The sequence below is a fragment of the Brevibacillus borstelensis genome, from assembly GCF_003710865.1.
Lineage (GTDB): Bacteria > Bacillota > Bacilli > Brevibacillales > Brevibacillaceae > Brevibacillus > Brevibacillus borstelensis.
In genome coordinates this window covers 166,451-183,092 of the sequence record NZ_RHHO01000011.1, presented here as the reverse complement: position 1 = coordinate 183,092, position 16,642 = coordinate 166,451, and the positions used below count along the sequence as shown (strand labels likewise).

15 protein-coding genes are annotated in these 16,642 nt (G+C 52.5%); 6 read left to right on the top strand and 9 right to left on the bottom strand.

Annotated elements, in window-relative coordinates:
* Positions 1-37: 37 nt before the first annotated feature.
* The 3 genes from EDM54_RS05710 to EDM54_RS05700 all read right to left on the bottom strand — a co-directional run bounded on the left by EDM54_RS05710 (position 38) and on the right by EDM54_RS05700 (position 3,249).
* On the bottom strand, positions 38-1,561 hold the full coding sequence (locus EDM54_RS05710) for an ABC transporter substrate-binding protein (protein ID WP_052259732.1): 1,524 nt from the start codon (positions 1,559-1,561) through the stop codon (positions 38-40).
* 90 nt (positions 1,562-1,651) lie between these two features.
* Positions 1,652-2,491 carry a MurR/RpiR family transcriptional regulator gene (locus tag EDM54_RS05705; protein WP_003389084.1) on the bottom strand — a complete coding sequence of 280 codons (840 nt, stop codon included), beginning with the start codon at positions 2,489-2,491 and terminating at the stop codon, positions 1,652-1,654.
* Between the two features lie 257 nt (positions 2,492-2,748).
* Positions 2,749-3,249, bottom strand: a complete 501-nt coding sequence (locus EDM54_RS05700) for a C40 family peptidase (protein ID WP_003389082.1) — start codon at positions 3,247-3,249, stop codon at positions 2,749-2,751.
* A 411-nt stretch (positions 3,250-3,660) separates the two neighbouring features.
* Here EDM54_RS05700 and trmB point away from each other — a divergent pair, with 411 nt between their 5' ends.
* The 3 genes from trmB (at position 3,661) to EDM54_RS05685 (ending at position 5,588) form a co-directional block, all read left to right on the top strand.
* Positions 3,661-4,302 carry a tRNA (guanosine(46)-N7)-methyltransferase TrmB gene (gene trmB / locus EDM54_RS05695; RefSeq protein WP_003389081.1) on the top strand — a complete coding sequence of 214 codons (642 nt, stop codon included), beginning with the start codon at positions 3,661-3,663 and terminating at the stop codon, positions 4,300-4,302.
* Between the two features lie 138 nt (positions 4,303-4,440).
* Entirely contained in the window at positions 4,441-4,635 is a 195-nt protein-coding gene (locus EDM54_RS05690; RefSeq protein WP_003389080.1) for a hypothetical protein, read from the top strand.
* Between the two features lie 77 nt (positions 4,636-4,712).
* The gene (locus tag EDM54_RS05685) at positions 4,713-5,588 is read left to right on the top strand and encodes a YwqG family protein (RefSeq protein ID WP_170208329.1); all 876 of its coding nucleotides are present in this window, start codon (positions 4,713-4,715) and stop codon (positions 5,586-5,588) included.
* A gap of 20 nt (positions 5,589-5,608) precedes the next feature.
* Here EDM54_RS05685 and EDM54_RS05680 read toward each other — a convergent pair whose 3' ends face one another.
* A complete protein-coding gene (locus EDM54_RS05680; protein ID WP_003389078.1) occupies positions 5,609-6,337 on the bottom strand; it encodes an AAA family ATPase in 729 nt (242 codons plus the stop codon).
* 63 nt (positions 6,338-6,400) lie between these two features.
* Between EDM54_RS05680 and EDM54_RS05675 the strand changes: the two genes are divergently transcribed.
* Positions 6,401-7,813: a L,D-transpeptidase gene (locus EDM54_RS05675; RefSeq protein WP_122957913.1), complete on the top strand. Its 1,413-nt coding sequence runs from the start codon at positions 6,401-6,403 to the stop codon at positions 7,811-7,813.
* A 227-nt stretch (positions 7,814-8,040) separates the two neighbouring features.
* Here the strand turns inward: EDM54_RS05675 and EDM54_RS05670 are convergent, their stop codons facing one another.
* The 3 genes from EDM54_RS05670 to tkt all read right to left on the bottom strand — a co-directional run bounded on the left by EDM54_RS05670 (position 8,041) and on the right by tkt (position 13,631).
* Positions 8,041-8,385, bottom strand: coding sequence for a hypothetical protein (locus EDM54_RS05670; protein ID WP_003389074.1), 345 nt, complete (start codon positions 8,383-8,385; stop codon positions 8,041-8,043).
* 100 nt (positions 8,386-8,485) lie between these two features.
* The gene (locus tag EDM54_RS05665; RefSeq protein ID WP_003389073.1) at positions 8,486-11,011 is read right to left on the bottom strand and encodes a transglycosylase domain-containing protein; all 2,526 of its coding nucleotides are present in this window, start codon (positions 11,009-11,011) and stop codon (positions 8,486-8,488) included.
* Between the two features lie 613 nt (positions 11,012-11,624).
* Positions 11,625-13,631 (bottom strand): transketolase, encoded by a 2,007-nt coding sequence (tkt, locus tag EDM54_RS05660; RefSeq protein ID WP_003389072.1) that lies wholly within the window; start codon positions 13,629-13,631, stop codon positions 11,625-11,627.
* Between the two features lie 173 nt (positions 13,632-13,804).
* On the opposite strand from tkt, the gene EDM54_RS26380 reads away from it, so the two are divergent.
* Both EDM54_RS26380 and EDM54_RS05655 read left to right on the top strand, forming a co-directional pair.
* Positions 13,805-13,966: a hypothetical protein gene (locus EDM54_RS26380; protein ID WP_003389071.1), complete on the top strand. Its 162-nt coding sequence runs from the start codon at positions 13,805-13,807 to the stop codon at positions 13,964-13,966.
* A gap of 16 nt (positions 13,967-13,982) precedes the next feature.
* Entirely contained in the window at positions 13,983-14,420 is a 438-nt protein-coding gene (locus tag EDM54_RS05655) for an NUDIX hydrolase (RefSeq protein ID WP_031933145.1), read from the top strand.
* 13 nt (positions 14,421-14,433) lie between these two features.
* Here the strand turns inward: EDM54_RS05655 and EDM54_RS05650 are convergent, their stop codons facing one another.
* Both EDM54_RS05650 and EDM54_RS05645 read right to left on the bottom strand, forming a co-directional pair.
* Entirely contained in the window at positions 14,434-15,942 is a 1,509-nt protein-coding gene (locus EDM54_RS05650; protein ID WP_003389069.1) for a sensor histidine kinase, read from the bottom strand.
* On the bottom strand, positions 15,926-16,627 hold the full coding sequence (locus EDM54_RS05645) for a response regulator transcription factor (protein WP_003389068.1): 702 nt from the start codon (positions 16,625-16,627) through the stop codon (positions 15,926-15,928). The genes EDM54_RS05650 and EDM54_RS05645 overlap by 17 nt, the downstream gene beginning before the upstream one ends.
* Positions 16,628-16,642: the final 15 nt, after the last annotated feature.

The following is a 16,642-nucleotide window of genomic DNA, read 5'->3' as shown; positions in this document are numbered from 1 at the left end:
CCTTTCCGGTAGATGAAGGGGGAGAATCTCCCCCCGGCTATTCCTTGAAGTCAATTTCATAGGCGTAAATGCGTTCATCCGCCCTCGCCTGGAACTGCAGCTTCGCATTGTACGCCTGGTTGTCCATCGGCGAGAACAGGAAAATCCACGGCGCTTCCTTGTAAATCAATTGCTGTGCCTGACTGTAAAGCGCTTTGCGCTTGTCCTGGTCGACAGACGAGCGCGCTTCGTTTATCAATGCATCCAGTTGTGGCGTGTTGAAGTACTTGCCGTATACTCCCTTGCTGTCAAACATCGGCTGAAGAATCGCATCCGCATCGTAAACGGAGTAGCTGCCCCAATGGCCCAGGCGGAACGGCAGATCGCCCGCCCGCTGTTTTTCCACAAACGAGCTGGATTCAGGGTAAAATTTTGCTTTCGCCTTGATGCCGACCTTGCTTAGATCAGAAATGACGGCATCTGTGATCTGCTGGCCGATCCCCGGCGTAAAGTAATGGATTTCCGTCTCAAAACCGTTTTCGTACCCCGCCTCCTTCAGCAAGCTCTTTGCCTTTTCCGGATCGTACGGATACGGCTTGATGCTCTCGTCAAATCCAAAGTGATTGGGGTTCACTCCCGCTGGTGTACGCACAGCCTTGTCGGCCAGCACTTTTTTCACAATCGTGTCAATGTCCACTGCGTAGTTCATCGCTTGTCTTACGCGGGCGTCGTCAAACGGCTTTTTCTTCGTGTCAAAGGCCATATAGTAGACCCGCAAGAGAGGTGTCGAAGTGACAGCGAGCTGCGGGTTGCCCTCGAGCTGGGCGAGCATGTCCGGCGGCACCATGCGAATGATGTCCACGCCTCCGCTCTGCAGCTCCGCGATCTGCGTCGCTACCTCGGGAATGACGCGGAAGCTGACCTTCTTGATCTTCGGTGCGCCTTTGAAGTAATTTTCGTTCGCTTCCAGAACGATCTTGTCTCCCTTGACCCACTCTGCAAATTTGTACGGTCCCGTCCCCACCGGCTTTTGCGCGAATTCCTGGTCCCCCACCTCCTGTACGTATTTCGGCGGGACGATGCTGAGGTAGAACAAGCGATGCGGCAGCAAGTTGTACGGCTCCTTTGTCTTGATTTCCACCGTGTACGGATCGAGTACATTCACGGCAGAAATGGCGCTGATGTTGCCGCGCTGCGGGCTTTTTTGCTTTTCATTCAGCACCCGCTCCAGAGAAAACTTGACCGCGTCTGCATTGAATTCCTCTCCATTGTGAAAGGTAACGCCTTGACGCAGCTTGAAAATCCACGTCGTGTCATCCTTTTGTTCATAGCTCTCCGCAAGCCCCGGCTCGATTTTCAAATCGCGGGACAGAAAGAGCAGCGAGTCGAAAATATGCCAGTTGGTCGTGATCGCATTCGGCTCATTGTGCATGTGCGGGTCCATCGTCGGAACGTCGGAGTCAAACGCTACAACCAATTCTTTTTGTCCCCCTGTACCGGATGAGGACTGGGAACAGCCGCTCAGTCCAAGCGCAAGGACCAACAAGACCGCCCACAAACCAGACAACCATTTCTTCTTCATGCAAACCCCTCTCTCTTTTTAATATTTTGAATTGGCAGTCTATTTATCACAAAAAAGAAGAAGCGCTCTCCTCCTTTTTGAGATCGGAAACTATTCCTCGAAAGTGCCCCAGTTGGAATAAAGCTGCTCCAACTGTTTCATTCTCGTCTGGTTGTTCGCGCCGCATTTCTCTTCAATTCCGGCAAGCAGCAGATTTAACAGATTGATGACAGATGCATTGGAGTAATGGCCGGATTCGATATTGATGTCAGTCGTGAACGCGATGTCGGAGATGCGGCTGACCGGAGACAAGAGCCGATCCGTAGCGGCGATAATCTTCGCTCCCATCCGCTTGCTTGCTTCCGCCACCCGGATGCTGTCCTTCGTGTAGCGCGGAAAGGAGATGACCATGACGACTGATTTTTCCGTGAGACTGACGATTCTCTCCTCCGTCTCGCCGCTGAAGGGAATAAGGAGCACATTCTTGCGGATCATCCCGAGCATGAAAGTAAACCAGTGGGCCGCCGCATAGGACGCACGATACCCGACGACCAGCACCTGATCCGCCTCCAGCAGCCAGTCCACTGCTCTCCAGACGTCTTGCTGGTTAAGCTGGTGCAGCGTTTGCCTCAGGATGACAATGTCCCGTTCGATAACCCGTGTAAAAATGTTCGGTTCCTCTCCCGCTTGCGGCGCGGGCTCTGCATACCGGGAAGAGCTGCTTTCCAGAACGTACTGCTGGATCGCCGCCTGCATGTCGGAAAAACCTCTGAATCCGAGCGCATAAGCAAAACGGATCACGGTCGTTTCGCTGACATCTGCTTCCCTGCCGATCTGTACAGCTGTATAGAAGGCTACCTTCTCGATGTTCTCCAGCAGGTACTCGGCTACTTTTTTCTGTCCGGAAGACAACTGGGTAAACGATTCCTTGACGAGCTGTTCAAAAGACATGGATCCACTCCCATCCCAGGATTTGCAGAATGAATTACTTCATAGAACTATTCTTGGTGCAGAAATTCCTTCAAAAGAGATTATCCTATTTATACCACGAACTAGTTATGCGTCAAAGAGCTAAAGATAAAATTTTCAGAAAAATATTTTTGCATGCAAAAAAAGAAAGCCCCGGCAAGAGCTTTCTTTTTACAAATTTTGTGTAATTGGACTTAGCGCAACCTTTTGACAAATGACACGTATTGATATAGTAGAGATTACAAGACGCGTTTAGCAGTAACGAATCTTCTTTCCCACGAAGTCCCCTTGAACGTAGAGAACGTTACCCCGGGTTTTCCGTAGGTATGTAACAGCTTGTTATTGCCGGCGTAGATGGCTACATGTGTGATGCGCGTGGATTTTGTATACTGGCTCGCTTTGAAGAAGATCAGGTCTCCCTTTTTCAGGTTGCTTTTCGCAATCTTCTTTCCTACCTTCGCTTGGGCACGAGAAGTACGCGGAAGAGATTTCCCTACGGCTTTCTTGTAAACTCGCTGCACAAATGACGAGCAGTCAAACGTGCGAGTCGTGCTGCTTTTGGAGCCGAATTTATACGGGGTACCAAGGTATTGCTTCCCTGTATTGATAACTTTGTCGGCACGGGACTGACTCCATGCTGCTTCCGCTACTTCGTGGTTTCCTGGCATTGGTGCTACGATTCCGGTAAAGCCCAGAGCGGACCCTAGTAGAATTCCTACGAGTAATTTGCGAAGTTTCATGCTGTTCATCCTCCCTATTTGTCAACAAATTGGCTGACTATTCGCTTGCCATTTACTCTATCATCGCCCCACAGCTTGTTAAATTCCCAAAATCTTTCCACCTCAGCCAAACGCAAATGGCCCGTATTTCCAGTTGACACATTCGTTCCCATAGCGGCGGGAATCTCGTCAAATTTTCAGTCAATTATCTCCCCATCATCTACCAATATTCCGGTCCAATTTTTGCCTGCGGAAAATCGGGATTTTATATGTATTTTGCGACTTATGGCCTATTTCACCTCATAGATTTTCCCATTTGATACGCAGGCTCGCAGGTCAAAAATGGAACTGGTCTATTTGGATGATTTGCATGCTTGCAACCTGTCCCGACACGGCGTAAAGTAATAGGAGCTATGTTTGAAGGAGGTTCCTATGCGACTGCGTAACATTCCAGGTGCTGAAGAAGCCCTGCGCGAATATCCCACCTTTGTGGACAACCCTGCCGGCATGAAAGGACGCTGGAAGGAACGGTTCGGAAACGATCATCCGATCCATATCGAGATTGGCTGCGGCAAAGGCCGTTTTATCAACACCTTGGCCGAGAGGCACCCTGACATCAACTTCATTGCAATTGAATTGAAGGCGGAGGTTGTTCTCCGTGCCGCACAGCGTACCGAGAAGCGCGAGATTCCCAATCTGGCTTTCGTCCAGTACAACGCTGCGCTGCTTCCCGACCTGTTCGGTGCTGAAGAAGTCTCCCGCATCTATCTGAACTTCAGCGATCCCTGGCCGAAAACCCGTCATGCGAAACGCCGCCTGACCTATGCCAGCTTCTTGAATACGTACAAGCAGGTATTGAAGAAAAACGGGGAGATTCACCTGAAAACGGACAACGAGAAGCTGTTTGAATTCTCGCTGAATCAGTTTTCAAACGAACGTTTTCAATTGCGCAACATCACTTTTGATCTGCACCAATCGGCGCTGGCCGAGGAAAACGTGATGACGGAATACGAAGAGCGATTCTCTTCCCGCGGTCAACGAATCTATCGGACCGAAGCGATTTTTCGCAGCTAATAGTGAAAAGGGGCAGTCTGGATGATAACCAGGCTGCCCCTCTTTATATGGCAGAGCGATATGGCGTTTGGAGCATAACTCTTAAAATGCTATAATGGAAGCAATTTTCCATTTTATGCAGAGAAAAGGAGAGAAGACATGCATACTATTGGAGTCCCTACGCTTGTTACGTTCATTCCCGTGCTGATCACGCTGGCATCGTTCGGATTTATTCTATACTTTCTTATTTGTATCATCCGGTTTATGAAGGACAAGACGAAAAACGATCAGGCGCGAAACGAGAAACTGGACATGCTCATCCACTTGCTCAAGGAACGGTCCAGCAAAGAGTAGCCGTTAGTGCCGCTTCCCCATAGGCGAGGATCTGCTCATAAGGGAGCATCTACCTATCCCCGAAAGGATGTATGAAGATGAAACACGAGATTCTCACGCTCTTTCGTGAATCCGGACTTGACGCTTACGCCGACAAATTCGAGCCGTTGATCCGCCCATCTTACCGAATATTCACACAGAAAGTCCCGGACGAGCATGCACTCCCCTCTGGCGCTTCCAAAATATGTGGCATGCCGGATCTACCGGCCGGGGAGAGTTGGCCGTACTGGAGGTCCTATCCGCTCTCCTTTATCGCCCAAATCAATCTCGCCGAGCTGCCGCCGCTGGCTGACCCGATCTTGCCCAAGCAGGGCCTGCTGCTGTTTTTCTACGCCGCATCCGCCATGTATGGAGTCAAAGGTTTTTACGATACCCATCAAACGGCAAAGGTTCTTTACGTACCTGATACTGCCGGTATCGAATTGATTCGTACAGCGCCGCCCGAAGAGCTGGAGGATTGCGATCCCGAAGCCGTCTTCTCCCCCGCCTCCGTATCGTTTTTAACAGAATGGACGATTCCTCCCGGAGAGTCGGCAGACATCGCCGGGCTTGGCATGAGCTGGAGCACTAACCGGGAGGATTATGATCTGTATTGGGATGTTTTTGGCAGACGCTTCGACGAGAAATTTCAGCATCCCGATGATATGAAAAACCGTCTGCTGGGCTGCCCCGACCCGATGCAGGGAGACATGCAGGTCCACTGCGTTCGCCTGCTTGAGGGTGCAGACCGGAAAAGCGAGGAGGATTTGCTGGCCCGCGCTTCGCAGTGGCGTCTTTTGTTCCAGGTGGATTCGGAAGACGACAAAACCGGCATGATGTGGGAAGACGTGGGCCGACTCTACTTCTGGATTGAGCAGGACGCACTGGAGCGGCTTGATTTTTCTCGCGTGGTTTGCGACGTGCAGGGCGGTTGAATTTGCAGCATGTTTATGTTTTAATCCGGTTTTGTTTCCTCCAAGAACGCTTTGCGATTCTCCAAAAACCTTCTCGTCAACTGGTAATGTTCCGTCTCTTCGTAGCGAACTTCCGCCAGCGGCGATTCGTCAAAGCTTAGAATCGTCGCTCCGGGAAAGCCCATCAGGATCGGCGAATGTGTCGCGATGAGAAATTGCGCCCCCTCTTTCACCAAATCCATCATGAGGTACAGAAAGGCTAGCTGCCGCATCGGGGACAATGCCGCCTCCGGCTCGTCCAAAAGGTAAATGCCCTTTCCGTTGAAACGGTTTGCAAACAGCGAAAGAAACGACTCCCCGTGCGACTGCTCGTGCAGGGAACGGCCGCCGTACGCACGGTAACCGTTTGGCTCGATGCGCTCTGCCTCGTCGATATGGCTGGCAAACTGATAAAAGCTCTCCGCCCTGAGGAAAAATCCGTCCGTCATTTTCGGCATCCAGGAAAGGCGGATATAATCACCCAATGCCGCTTCCGCCCGATCGACGTGGTAGGAGTTGGCCCGCGAGCCTCCGGCCGTATGAAACCCGCATTGATACGCAATCGCTTCCAGCAAAGTGGATTTTCCTGAGCCGTTCTCCCCTGCCAAAAACGTGACACTGCTTGTCAGATCGATGCGCTCCAGCTCCCGGTAGGCAGGCAGTGAAAACGGATAGCCTGTCTTTGTCAAAAAGCGTTCTCTCAGCAAGTAGATGGTTCGCAGATAGATCATTTTCTCGCCCCCTCTCACCATTTTCCCTGAACTGGCCGATATTTCCAATAGGGAGGGTTTTTCGTGAACAAGGTTCAATTTCTCCAGGAAAAAAGTTCATACCATATTACATATCCAGATCGGACCGACCTTTCCTTCTATCGCTGGTTCACTGAAAACCATCCAGACCTGGCTGTAGGGTGGTACCACCTGGGAATGGAACGGGAGCGCCTGGGAAACGAGGACCAGGCTCTGGAGGCGTATCGGCGCGGGCTGCACCTGCCTGCCGATGATTTCTCGGAGCAGCTCCGGGATGCGTATCATGATTTGCTGCGGAAACGTCGAAGGACCATGTGGAAGCGAACAACGCGCCTTTTGCTCGCCTCCCTGCTTTTTTTATTCGGACAGTTTGTCTATTCGCCAAGTCCGCTCACCGAGCCGAAGGAGAGCGCCTCCCCGGAGAGTGTTGTGCCTGCTCACCTGCAGCGGCCCCATGTCGAAGTGATTGCGGTCCCGGGAAATGTGAGCCGCTCGCAATTGCGGAGTCAAGTCGAAGCCTATGCGGCCGCAAGACGTCCCTCCTTGAAGCAGCCGTACACCGTGCTGGCTGTTCCTGAGGTGGCTGGAGCACCGCTGTTTACTCCGCTTCTGTTTTATCGGCCTGCTGAGGTGCGCGGCCTGTTGCGTTACGACCCTGTCAGCCGGACGGTACTGCAGGACGTCTGGTTCGATCAGGCTTGCGATTGTCTGGACAAGCCTGCCGTGCAAAATGCCCGGTCGGCCTTGGCAGAGGAACAGCGGGCACTGGAGCAGGTGCTGATATTGCGGAATGCGCTGTACCGTACGTATCAGCAAAAAGGCTACCTGCCTGAATCACTGGACCGTCTCGCCGGTTCGTACCCGGCCAACTCGCTGCCGGAGGTGCCTGTCCCGACTCCCGCGAGCGGTCTGACAGCCTGGCCGTACTATCCTGCTCTTTTTCGCCCGGAATCGGCCTGGGAAAGCATGCAGAACGTCCTTCCCTTGCAGGGCTACCCCGAGCCTTTCATCCCGCTTCAGCCCTTGCAGATTCAGGTTCATCAGGCTGGGCACACGATGACGCTTGCCAGCGGCCCGCACGTCGTCAGACGATATCCGATCGGCATCGGAAAAAACGGCAGCACGCCGGAGGGGTATTTTACGATTCAAAAAAAGATAAACCGCCCCGAGGGTCATGACCATATATACGGTTCACGCGGCCTCGTATTTCAGTCGGACGGCTATGCGATTCACGGCACCAATCAGCCTGACAGCATCGGAAAATCTATGTCGCTGGGCTGTATCCGCCTGCACAATCCGGATGTCGAGGAGCTGTACACATTCGCCGCGACAGGAACTGAGGTCATCATCTCCGACCGTACTCCGACCGTACCGCAATGGGCTAATCCGGGCCCTTACGTCCTGGCGGCAGGGCCGGAGGAAGAGACACGCGGGGTCACCTATCATTGGCTTCATTGAGTAGGACGGGGCTTGCATGGGAATGTTACGCTGCAAATATTGGGAGGAAAAGCGAAAGCCGTTTCCAAAAGCAGCGATTTCAAGAAGTGTTTCAGAGGTTGGACGCTGAGAAAAGTATAAGAGCCAACCGATTCCTTTCCACACAAAAAGACGCGCTCCCGTTGTGAGAGCGCGTACTTCATTTATAAGGATATTGCTTTTGTTGTTTATAAAGCTGCAACCAGTACTTATTCTTCCACGTTGCTAAGGGTTTCCTCCGGCTCGGTCTCTGGATGCCATTGATCCAGCACTTTGCCCTGCAGAACCTTGCCGGTGATGAATTCTACCTGCTGCTCGTTGAATTCATCCTTCCACTCGATCCCCAGCTCTTCCGCCAACCGAACGACTGTCAATAGCTCCGACCAAGCGACATAGCGTTTGTACCAGAAGAACTGCGGTTGCTCATTCATATATGGGTACAGGTCGTCAAAATCGGTGTGTTTACAGTCGAGAGCACGTTCAAAGTTCACTTTGGCACCACGTAGCTTTTCCCGGAAAAATACTTGTAAATTCTCCTGTGTGAAGTCTTTCATGGACAGTCCCTCCTGTCTCCCGATTTACATGTATTGTACCACGTGTGCCATGACGTGAAAATAGTTGTACGAGCGTCAATTGTTTGGAAGTGTCTGCATTCTAGCCGTTGAAACCGTCAGAACCCGGCTGCTGGCCCTGGTCAGGAGGAGGCGGCAGCTCGATTCCCTGGGGCGGAGACTGCGAGTCCCCCTCCCCAGGCGGTACAATGTCTGGCGGCGCCACAGGCGGCTGGCCATCCGGCTGTCCGTTGTTTCCGTTGCCGTTGTTTCCGCCATTACCGTTGCCTTGGCCGTTACCTCCGTTGCCATTGCCCTGTCCAGGCCACTCGCCGTTATCCATGCCTCCGTCAATCGGAATGTCACCGTCCTGCATCTGGCCATCATCATGATGCTCGCCTTCCCGCAAAAGGTTTTCCAGTTGGCTCATGTTTATTTCGGCGACGTTGGACGGCGTTTTCTCTTCGCCGTCCGCATCGCGCGGAACTACGATATATTTGTACATCGTCGGACCGTTCAGCGTATCTACATAGGACATTTCACGCAATCCCGATGCGACCTTCTCCCGGTTTTCCGGGTTGTCTGTGAACCGGTAAACATCATACGTGTAATCCGGGCTTCCGCCGATCCAACTGAGCACGACCTTCAGCTTATCTTCATCCAGCGTCATGTCGGCAGCGAGCTGCACAGGCAGGACTTCTTCTTTTTCTTCCTCCTGCTGCCTCTGGATACCGGCCGGAGGCTCAAAGCCGCGGGACTTGACGCCTTTCAGGCCTTCTCCCAGCACCATGGAGAACATTTTCGCGGTCAAACTGCTTCCTTGCCGCATCAAGTGCTGTTTGTCTTCAGGATCGAAGCCCATCCAGACGGCCCCTACGTACTCTGGCGTATAGCCGACGAACCATGCATCTTTGTTTACGCCGCTGTCTCCAGCGATGGACTGCGTCGTACCTGTCTTCCCGGCTACAGGGCGACCGGAGATTTTTGCCGCGCGTCCTGTACCTTCCTGGACGGCACGCTCCAGCATCGTGTGAACCTCCCATGCCGCTTCCGGCTTCAGTACCCGGTTTTCTTTCGCTTCAAAGACGTGTTCCACACCTGACCGCTTGTTTTCCAGCTTCTCGATGATATGCGCTTCGGCCATCACCCCGCCGTTGGCGAAGGTGGTGTACGCCTGGGCCATTTTCAGCGGGGAGGTACCTTTGCTCAATCCTCCGAGGGCGATGGCCAGGTTGCGGTCATCCGGCGACAGCTCAATGCCAAACTTCTCGATGTAGTTCATCCCCGTCTTCACGCCGATCTCGTTGAGCAGCCAGACGGCCGGGACGTTGTCGGAATTGATCAGCGCCCTCATCATGCTGATGGATTCGCTGTACTTTCCGTTGTAGTTGCGCGGCTCATAGCCGTTGAAGCTCTGGCGCTTGTTGGACAGCATAGAGTGCGCGTTCCATTTGTGGATGTCCGTATCGATTGCAGGCGCATAGACGGCAAGCGGCTTGAACGACGAACCTGGCTGACGGGCCATGTCTGTCGCGTAGTTAAAGCCCTTGGCCGTGTAATTGCGGCCGCCCATCAATGCGGCGATGCCTCCGTTCTTGGCGTCGACGACGACCATTGCAGACTCCACAGCACGCTTCGGTCCCGGTTTGGGGAAGTTCTTCTCGTTTGCGTACGCCTTGACCATCGCGTCCTGTATATTGGGCTCCAATGTCGTATAGACGGACCAGCCGCCGCGGTAAAGCTCTTCTTCTGTGACATTATAGCGGGCTTCTGCTTCCCGGAAGACGTAGTCGATAAATGCCCGATTTACGTTTTTTGAGCTATTTTCCGTTGTATTTTTATGCTCTTTTGGGAGTGGTTCCGCTTGCGCTTTTTCTTTTTGCTCATTCGTGATGTGCCCATCTTCGTACATTAATCGCAGAATGGTATCCCGTCTTTCCTTTGCCTTTTCCGGATTGGCAAATGGAGAATACGTAGACGGAGCTTTCGGTATGGCTGCGAGCATTGCTGCTTCTGAAATTGTTAGATCAGAAGGCTTTTTATCAAAGTATAATTTAGCTGCATCTCCTACACCGTACACGCCCTCTCCAAAGTAAATCTGATTCAAATACATCTCCAGAATCTGGTCTTTGGAGTAGTTGCGTTCCAGTGCAATAGCTATGCTTACTTCTTTCGTTTTTCTCCAAAATGTTTTTTCAAGAGAAAGGAACACTCTTCGAGCCAATTGCTGAGTAATCGTACTTCCTCCCTCAGCCAATGATCCTTTTTGAATATCATTGATAATGGCCCCGCCAATCCTAATCATGTCGATCCCTTTGTGTTCATAGAACCGTTTGTCTTCCACGGATAACAAAGCATCTATCAGCATTGGTGAAATTTGGCTAAAAGGAACGTAGTCACTATTTTTTTGTCTTACCAGGCTCATCATTTCTTTACCGTTTTTGTCATAAATAATGGACGGTTCAGCTTTCAGATCTTCGAGTTTCGTTGTATCGATCATTTTTTCCCCTGCATACAGCAGGGAGAAGTAGCCTCCAATAACGCTCAGAAACAAAAAAATGACAAAGGAAACGGCAAACAATAGCATCTTATTTTTCTTTTTAACCCGTTGTCTAGCCTTTGCTGCCATAATTGACCTCCTAGTTCTTTCTCTCCCACCTTTTTAGACGGATAGGAACAAAAAAAGTTTCCTGTCTACATTAGTCAGTATTTTTTTACTTCATGACTATGCAACAAAAAAATTTTTTAGGTAATAAATTCCTTGTTTAGCCAAGGGGAAGAAAAGTTTTACCTTGCAACTTGATTTTCTCAAATCAGATAGCAAGACTCGAATAGTTTAATCATAGTTCAATCATATTAAAATAGCTTATTGTATAGTAATTCCGTTTTCAACATATAGAAATAAACTCTAATGACTAGATTTGGCTAAGAAGCATGAATGTGAATGGAAGGTTGGGCTTGTGATCACCCAGGAAGAAAAGGCGGGTCTGGCACATGCAAAATAAAGCTTCTTGAATGTTTCAGGTTCGGGAACGACTGTTAAATGAATTGGTGGAGAAGAAAACTATAGATCATGTACTACTTTATTGAATAGTTGAAAGTTGTACAAAAAGCACTGCAATCCTATATGATTCGGTTCGTTTCAATATCAATGAGGCAGCCCTATGTCTGTTTAGACACAAGGGACTGCCTCCTTTTTTGCAATGTACAAAAAGAGTTTAATCAGCCTCGTATGATTCTCGTTATTTGAGCAGCTTTTCCGCCTCTGCCACCACGTTCTCGACAGTAAAGCCGTACTCTTTCATGATGCGCTCGCCCGGAGCGGACGCCCCGAACATATTGATGCCGAGCACTTTGCCGCCGTCGCCGACATAGCGCTCCCAGCCGAGCGGAGAGCCCATCTCGACAGCCAAGCGCGCTTTGACAGCAGGCGGGATGACTGCGTCGCGATACTCCTGCGGCTGGCGCTCGAACAGCTCCCAGCTCGGCATGGAAACGACGCGAGCCTGAATGCCGCGCTCTGCCAGTGCTTCGCGGGCTTGCATGACCAGAGACACCTCGGAACCGGTCGCGATCAAGACCAGCTGCGGCTGGCCGTTTGGCGCATCGGCCAACACGTAGGCTCCCTTGCTTACGCCTTCTGCCGCTTTTTCGAGCGTTTCAGCCATGACCGGCAGATTTTGACGGGTCAGGACCAGTACGACCGGCTCGTCAGTGCGGGATACGGCGTATTTCCATGCCTCGTTCGTCTCGACAGCATCAGCCGGACGCAGTACAGTCAGGTCAGGAATCGCGCGCAGGGACGCCAATTGCTCGATTGGCTCGTGAGTCGGGCCGTCTTCGCCAACCGCGATGGAATCATGCGTAAAGACGTAGATGACTGGTTGTTTCATCAGTGCGGACAGGCGGATAGCAGGTCGCAGGTAGTCGGAGAAGACGAAGAACGTCGCACCGTATACCTTCAGGCCGCCGTGCAGGGCCATCCCGTTCAAAGCAGCACCCATCGCAAACTCGCGGACTCCAAACCAGATATTCCGGCCTTCGTAGGTACCCGGCAGGAAGTTGCCTGCTTCTTTGATCAGTGTATTGTTGGAAGACGCCAGGTCAGCCGATCCGCCGAACAGGAATGGAACGGTTTTCGCCAGGGCGTTGATCGCGCTACCGGATGCCGCGCGGGTAGCAAGCTTCGCACCAGCCTCGTAAACAGGCATTTGGCTGTCCCAGCCAGCCGGCAGTTTGCCCTCCACAGCCGTCCGGAATTGCTCGGCCAGTTCAGGATATGCTTTGGCATACTCGGCAAAACGGTCGCGCCAAGCCGCTTCTGCCTGCTCTCCCGCCTCTGCCAGCTTGCTGTAGAAATCGGCTACCTGTTCCGGTACGTGAAATTCATTTTCATATTTCCAATCGTACTGCTGCTTGGTCAATGCCGCCTCTTCCTTGCCGAGCGGAGCGCCGTGCGATTTGCTGGAGCCGCTCTTGTTCGGGCTTCCGTACCCGATGACGGTTTTTACCTCGATCAGCGTCGGACGATCCAAATCCTGCTTCGCCTCTGCGATTGCCGCTTCGATCGCGGCCAGATCGTTTCCGTCCTCGACGCGCAGGTATTGCCAGCCGTACGCCTGATAGCGCTGCGCCACGCTTTCCGAGAAAGACAGGGAGAGCTCTCCGTCCAGAGAAATATCATTGGAATCGTACAGAACGATCATTTTGCCCAATTTAAGGTGGGCTGCCAAAGAAGATGCCTCGCTGGACACGCCTTCCATCAGGTCGCCGTCGCCGCAAATCGCGTACGTGTAGTGGTTGACGATGTCGAAGCCTTCGCGGTTGTAGACAGCCGCCATATGCTTTTCGGCCATCGCCATGCCGACAGCCATCGCGATCCCTTGTCCCAGTGGACCCGTGGTCGCATCCACCCCAGGCGTATGCCCGAATTCAGGGTGCCCAGGCGTTTTGCTTCCCCATTGACGGAAATTGTGCAGGTCTTCCAGAGAAACATCGTATTTCATCAGGTGCAACATCGCGTATAATAGCATAGAGCCATGTCCGGCCGAAAGCACGAAGCGATCGCGGTCAACCCACTGCGGGTTGCGCGGATTCACCTTCATAAAACGGCTATACAAAACATGAGCCATCGGCGCTGAACCCATTGGCATGCCCGGGTGACCGGAATTGGCCTTTTCGATCGCGTCGATCGCCAACGTTCGGATGGTGTTGATTGCCAGTTGATCAACAGACGTGTGCTGAGTCATCAAGTGGAGCCTCCCTGCGTTTTTATGTGAGATTTTCGGGGTGATCCAAGCGTCCGGCACAAGCCGGCAGATCGCCTGAAATACCTTCTTCCCTTGCCAAAAACAACTCATCAAATTATATCACAGTTCAAGGAGACAATCATGCCTGGGGCTGAAAAAAGGAGGGCATTTTCATGCATATGGGATACTTGACTATCGGGATCATTCTCGGCCTTGCCGGAGTAGGCATGCTGCTGTACGCCATGGTCACCTCGCCTGCTCTGCGCCGAAGGGACAAGTACCTGAAGCAAAAAGCGGCGGAAACGCATCAACCTACCCATGATTCCAGGGAATAAAGAAAGGAAGACTGGCATGAAAAAAGAACGCTACACACTGCCTGCAGCGGTTCATCTGTTTCTGCTCCGTGGTGACGAAATCCTGCTGCTGCGCCGCTACAACACGGGCTACGAGGATGGCAACTACAGCGTCCCTGCCGGTCATCTCGACGGCGGCGAAGAAGTGAAGTCTGCCGCCATTCGCGAAGCGAGGGAGGAGACAGGCATCGAGATTGCCCCGGAGGATTTGCGCATCGTCGGCGTCATGCACCGCAAGTCGCTGGACGAGAGGATCGACTTTTTTCTCGCTGCAGAAAAATGGACAGGCTCCATCGTCAATGCTGAGCCGGACAAATGCGACGAGCTGCGCTGGGCCCATACAGGCGAGCTGCCGGACAACGTCATCCCGTATGTTCGACAGGCTATCGCCAACTTTCAGAACAATCAGTGGTTTGACAGCTTTGGCTGGAATTGAAAAAAGACGCGGATTACCGCGCCTCTTGAGCATCCGCTGGCAGCCAGATGTGAAAGGAAAGAATCCCTTCCTGAAGCTCTGCCCGGATGCTTCCTCCGTGCAATTCCACGATGCTTTTGACAATCGCCAGCCCCAATCCCGTTCCTCCCGTTTTCCGCGAGCGGGATTTTTCGACCCGATAAAAACGCTCGAACATGCGTCTGAGATCCTCATTGGACAGATCGTCTGCCTTGTTGGCGACCGTCAGTCTTACTCCTTCTCCCTCTCTCATAAGAGAGATGTCGATATTGCCAGGCTTGTGCCCGTATTTGATCGCGTTGCTGAACAGATTTTCCAGCACGCGGACAAATTTTTCCGGATCGACGCTCACGTAGATGCGATCCGCCGGCAGCTTCTTGCAAAATGTCAGCTGCTGCTCCTCCGCTAAAGGCACGTACTCTTCGACTAGCTGCTCCAGCATCCCCGTCAGGCTGACATGCTGCCGATGTAGCTGGACACCCTGCCCGCTCAGTGTGGCGTATTCAAACAAGTCCTCCACGAGCCGCTTCAAATGCTCTGCTTTTTCATACGCGATCCGGGTGTATTCGCTGCGCTCCTGCTCGCTTCCGGCGTTGTCCCGAAGCAGCCGCAAATACCCGATGACCGATGTGAGCGGAGTCCGCAAATCGTGGGAGACATTCGTGATCAGCTCGGCTTTTGTCCGCTCAGCCCGCCGCTCCCGCTCGATATTCTCCTGCAATTCTTCTGTCATGCGATTGATGTTCCGCGCAAGCGAACCCAATTCGTCCTCACCCCGTACGTTTACCCGATGATCGAGCTTGCCTTGCGAGATGACCAGCAAGCTCGCGGCCAGCTCTTCGATGTATCCGGTCTTTCGCTTTGTAAAACGGTAAAACAGATAAAAAAAGACCAAAACGAATGAGAACGGCACAAAGCCGTTAAATTCGACCTGATATTGAATCGTGGCCTCCGGAATTCCCCGGGCGATCACATACCCTTTCTGTCCGTTCAGCTCAACCGGGTAAAATGCCGTAAACTCCTGGCGCTCCCCCTGCCAATTTTGGCCGCTGCGAAGCTCCATCGCTTTGCTGATCACCGAGTAGAGATCAACCTGGCTTTCTGTCGCTCTCGACGATTTCATCAGCACTTTGCCGTCAAGATCGACCAGCAGCATTTGCACGCCGCGAAGCTCCTGCGCGCGATTCATCAGCTCCTGGAGGTACTGGTTGTCTTCAACCTCCCCTTCCTGGATTCGTCTCGCCAGATCCCGTGTCTCCCAGTCCATGGACTCCATGCTGTAGCTGTAATCAACGTAAGGCCTGCGGTACATATCCTCTGTCAGCAAATTGACAACAGAGGACGCCAGAACAGCTGCCAATATGCAAAAGGAAAAGGTCAGGATCAACTGGAAGCGAAGACTCCGCTCGCAGTATTCCACCAGGAAAAAGAACCCCGTTTTCGTCCACCTGTACGCCGTCTTGATCCAGCGAATCGGCGACAGCCACCTAAAAAGCGTTCTCAATTTTGTATCCAACTCCCCAAACGGTCTTGATGTACCTCGGCTTGCGCGTATCCTCCTCGATCTTCTCGCGGAGCTTCCTGATGTGCACCATCACCGTGTTGTCTGACTGGCCAAAGGACTCTTTCCATACCCGTTCGTAAATATGCTCCGTGCTGAAGACGACTCCCGGGTGACGGGCGAGGAGCTCCAGGATGGCAAATTCGGTCGGCGTCAGCTTGACATCCCGGCCGCTGACCTTGACCCCGCGGGTAGCCGTATTGATCAGCAGATCGCCGATCTCCAGCTCGTCCTCCCGCAGTGCGCTCACTTGATTCAGCTTCAGGTAACGGCGCAGCTGGGACTTGACCCGAGCGATCAGCTCCAGCGGATTGAAAGGCTTTGTCATGTAGTCGTCGGCGCCGGTGCTGAGCCCGTATATCTTGTCCATATCCTGGGACTTGGCCGAAAGCATGATAATCGGCAGATGCTGCTGTTCGCGGATTTTGAGGCACGCCTGGATTCCGTCCATGCGGGGCATCATCACGTCGAGGATGAGAAGCTGAACCTCTTCCCGCCTCAGCATCTCCAGCGCTTCCACACCATCCGCCGCCTTCAGCACGCGGTAGCCTTCGTTTTGCAAGTAAATCGCGATCAGATTGCGGATTTCTTCCTCATCATCCACGACCAGAATCGTTATCTCTTCCACAATCTCTTCCTCCTG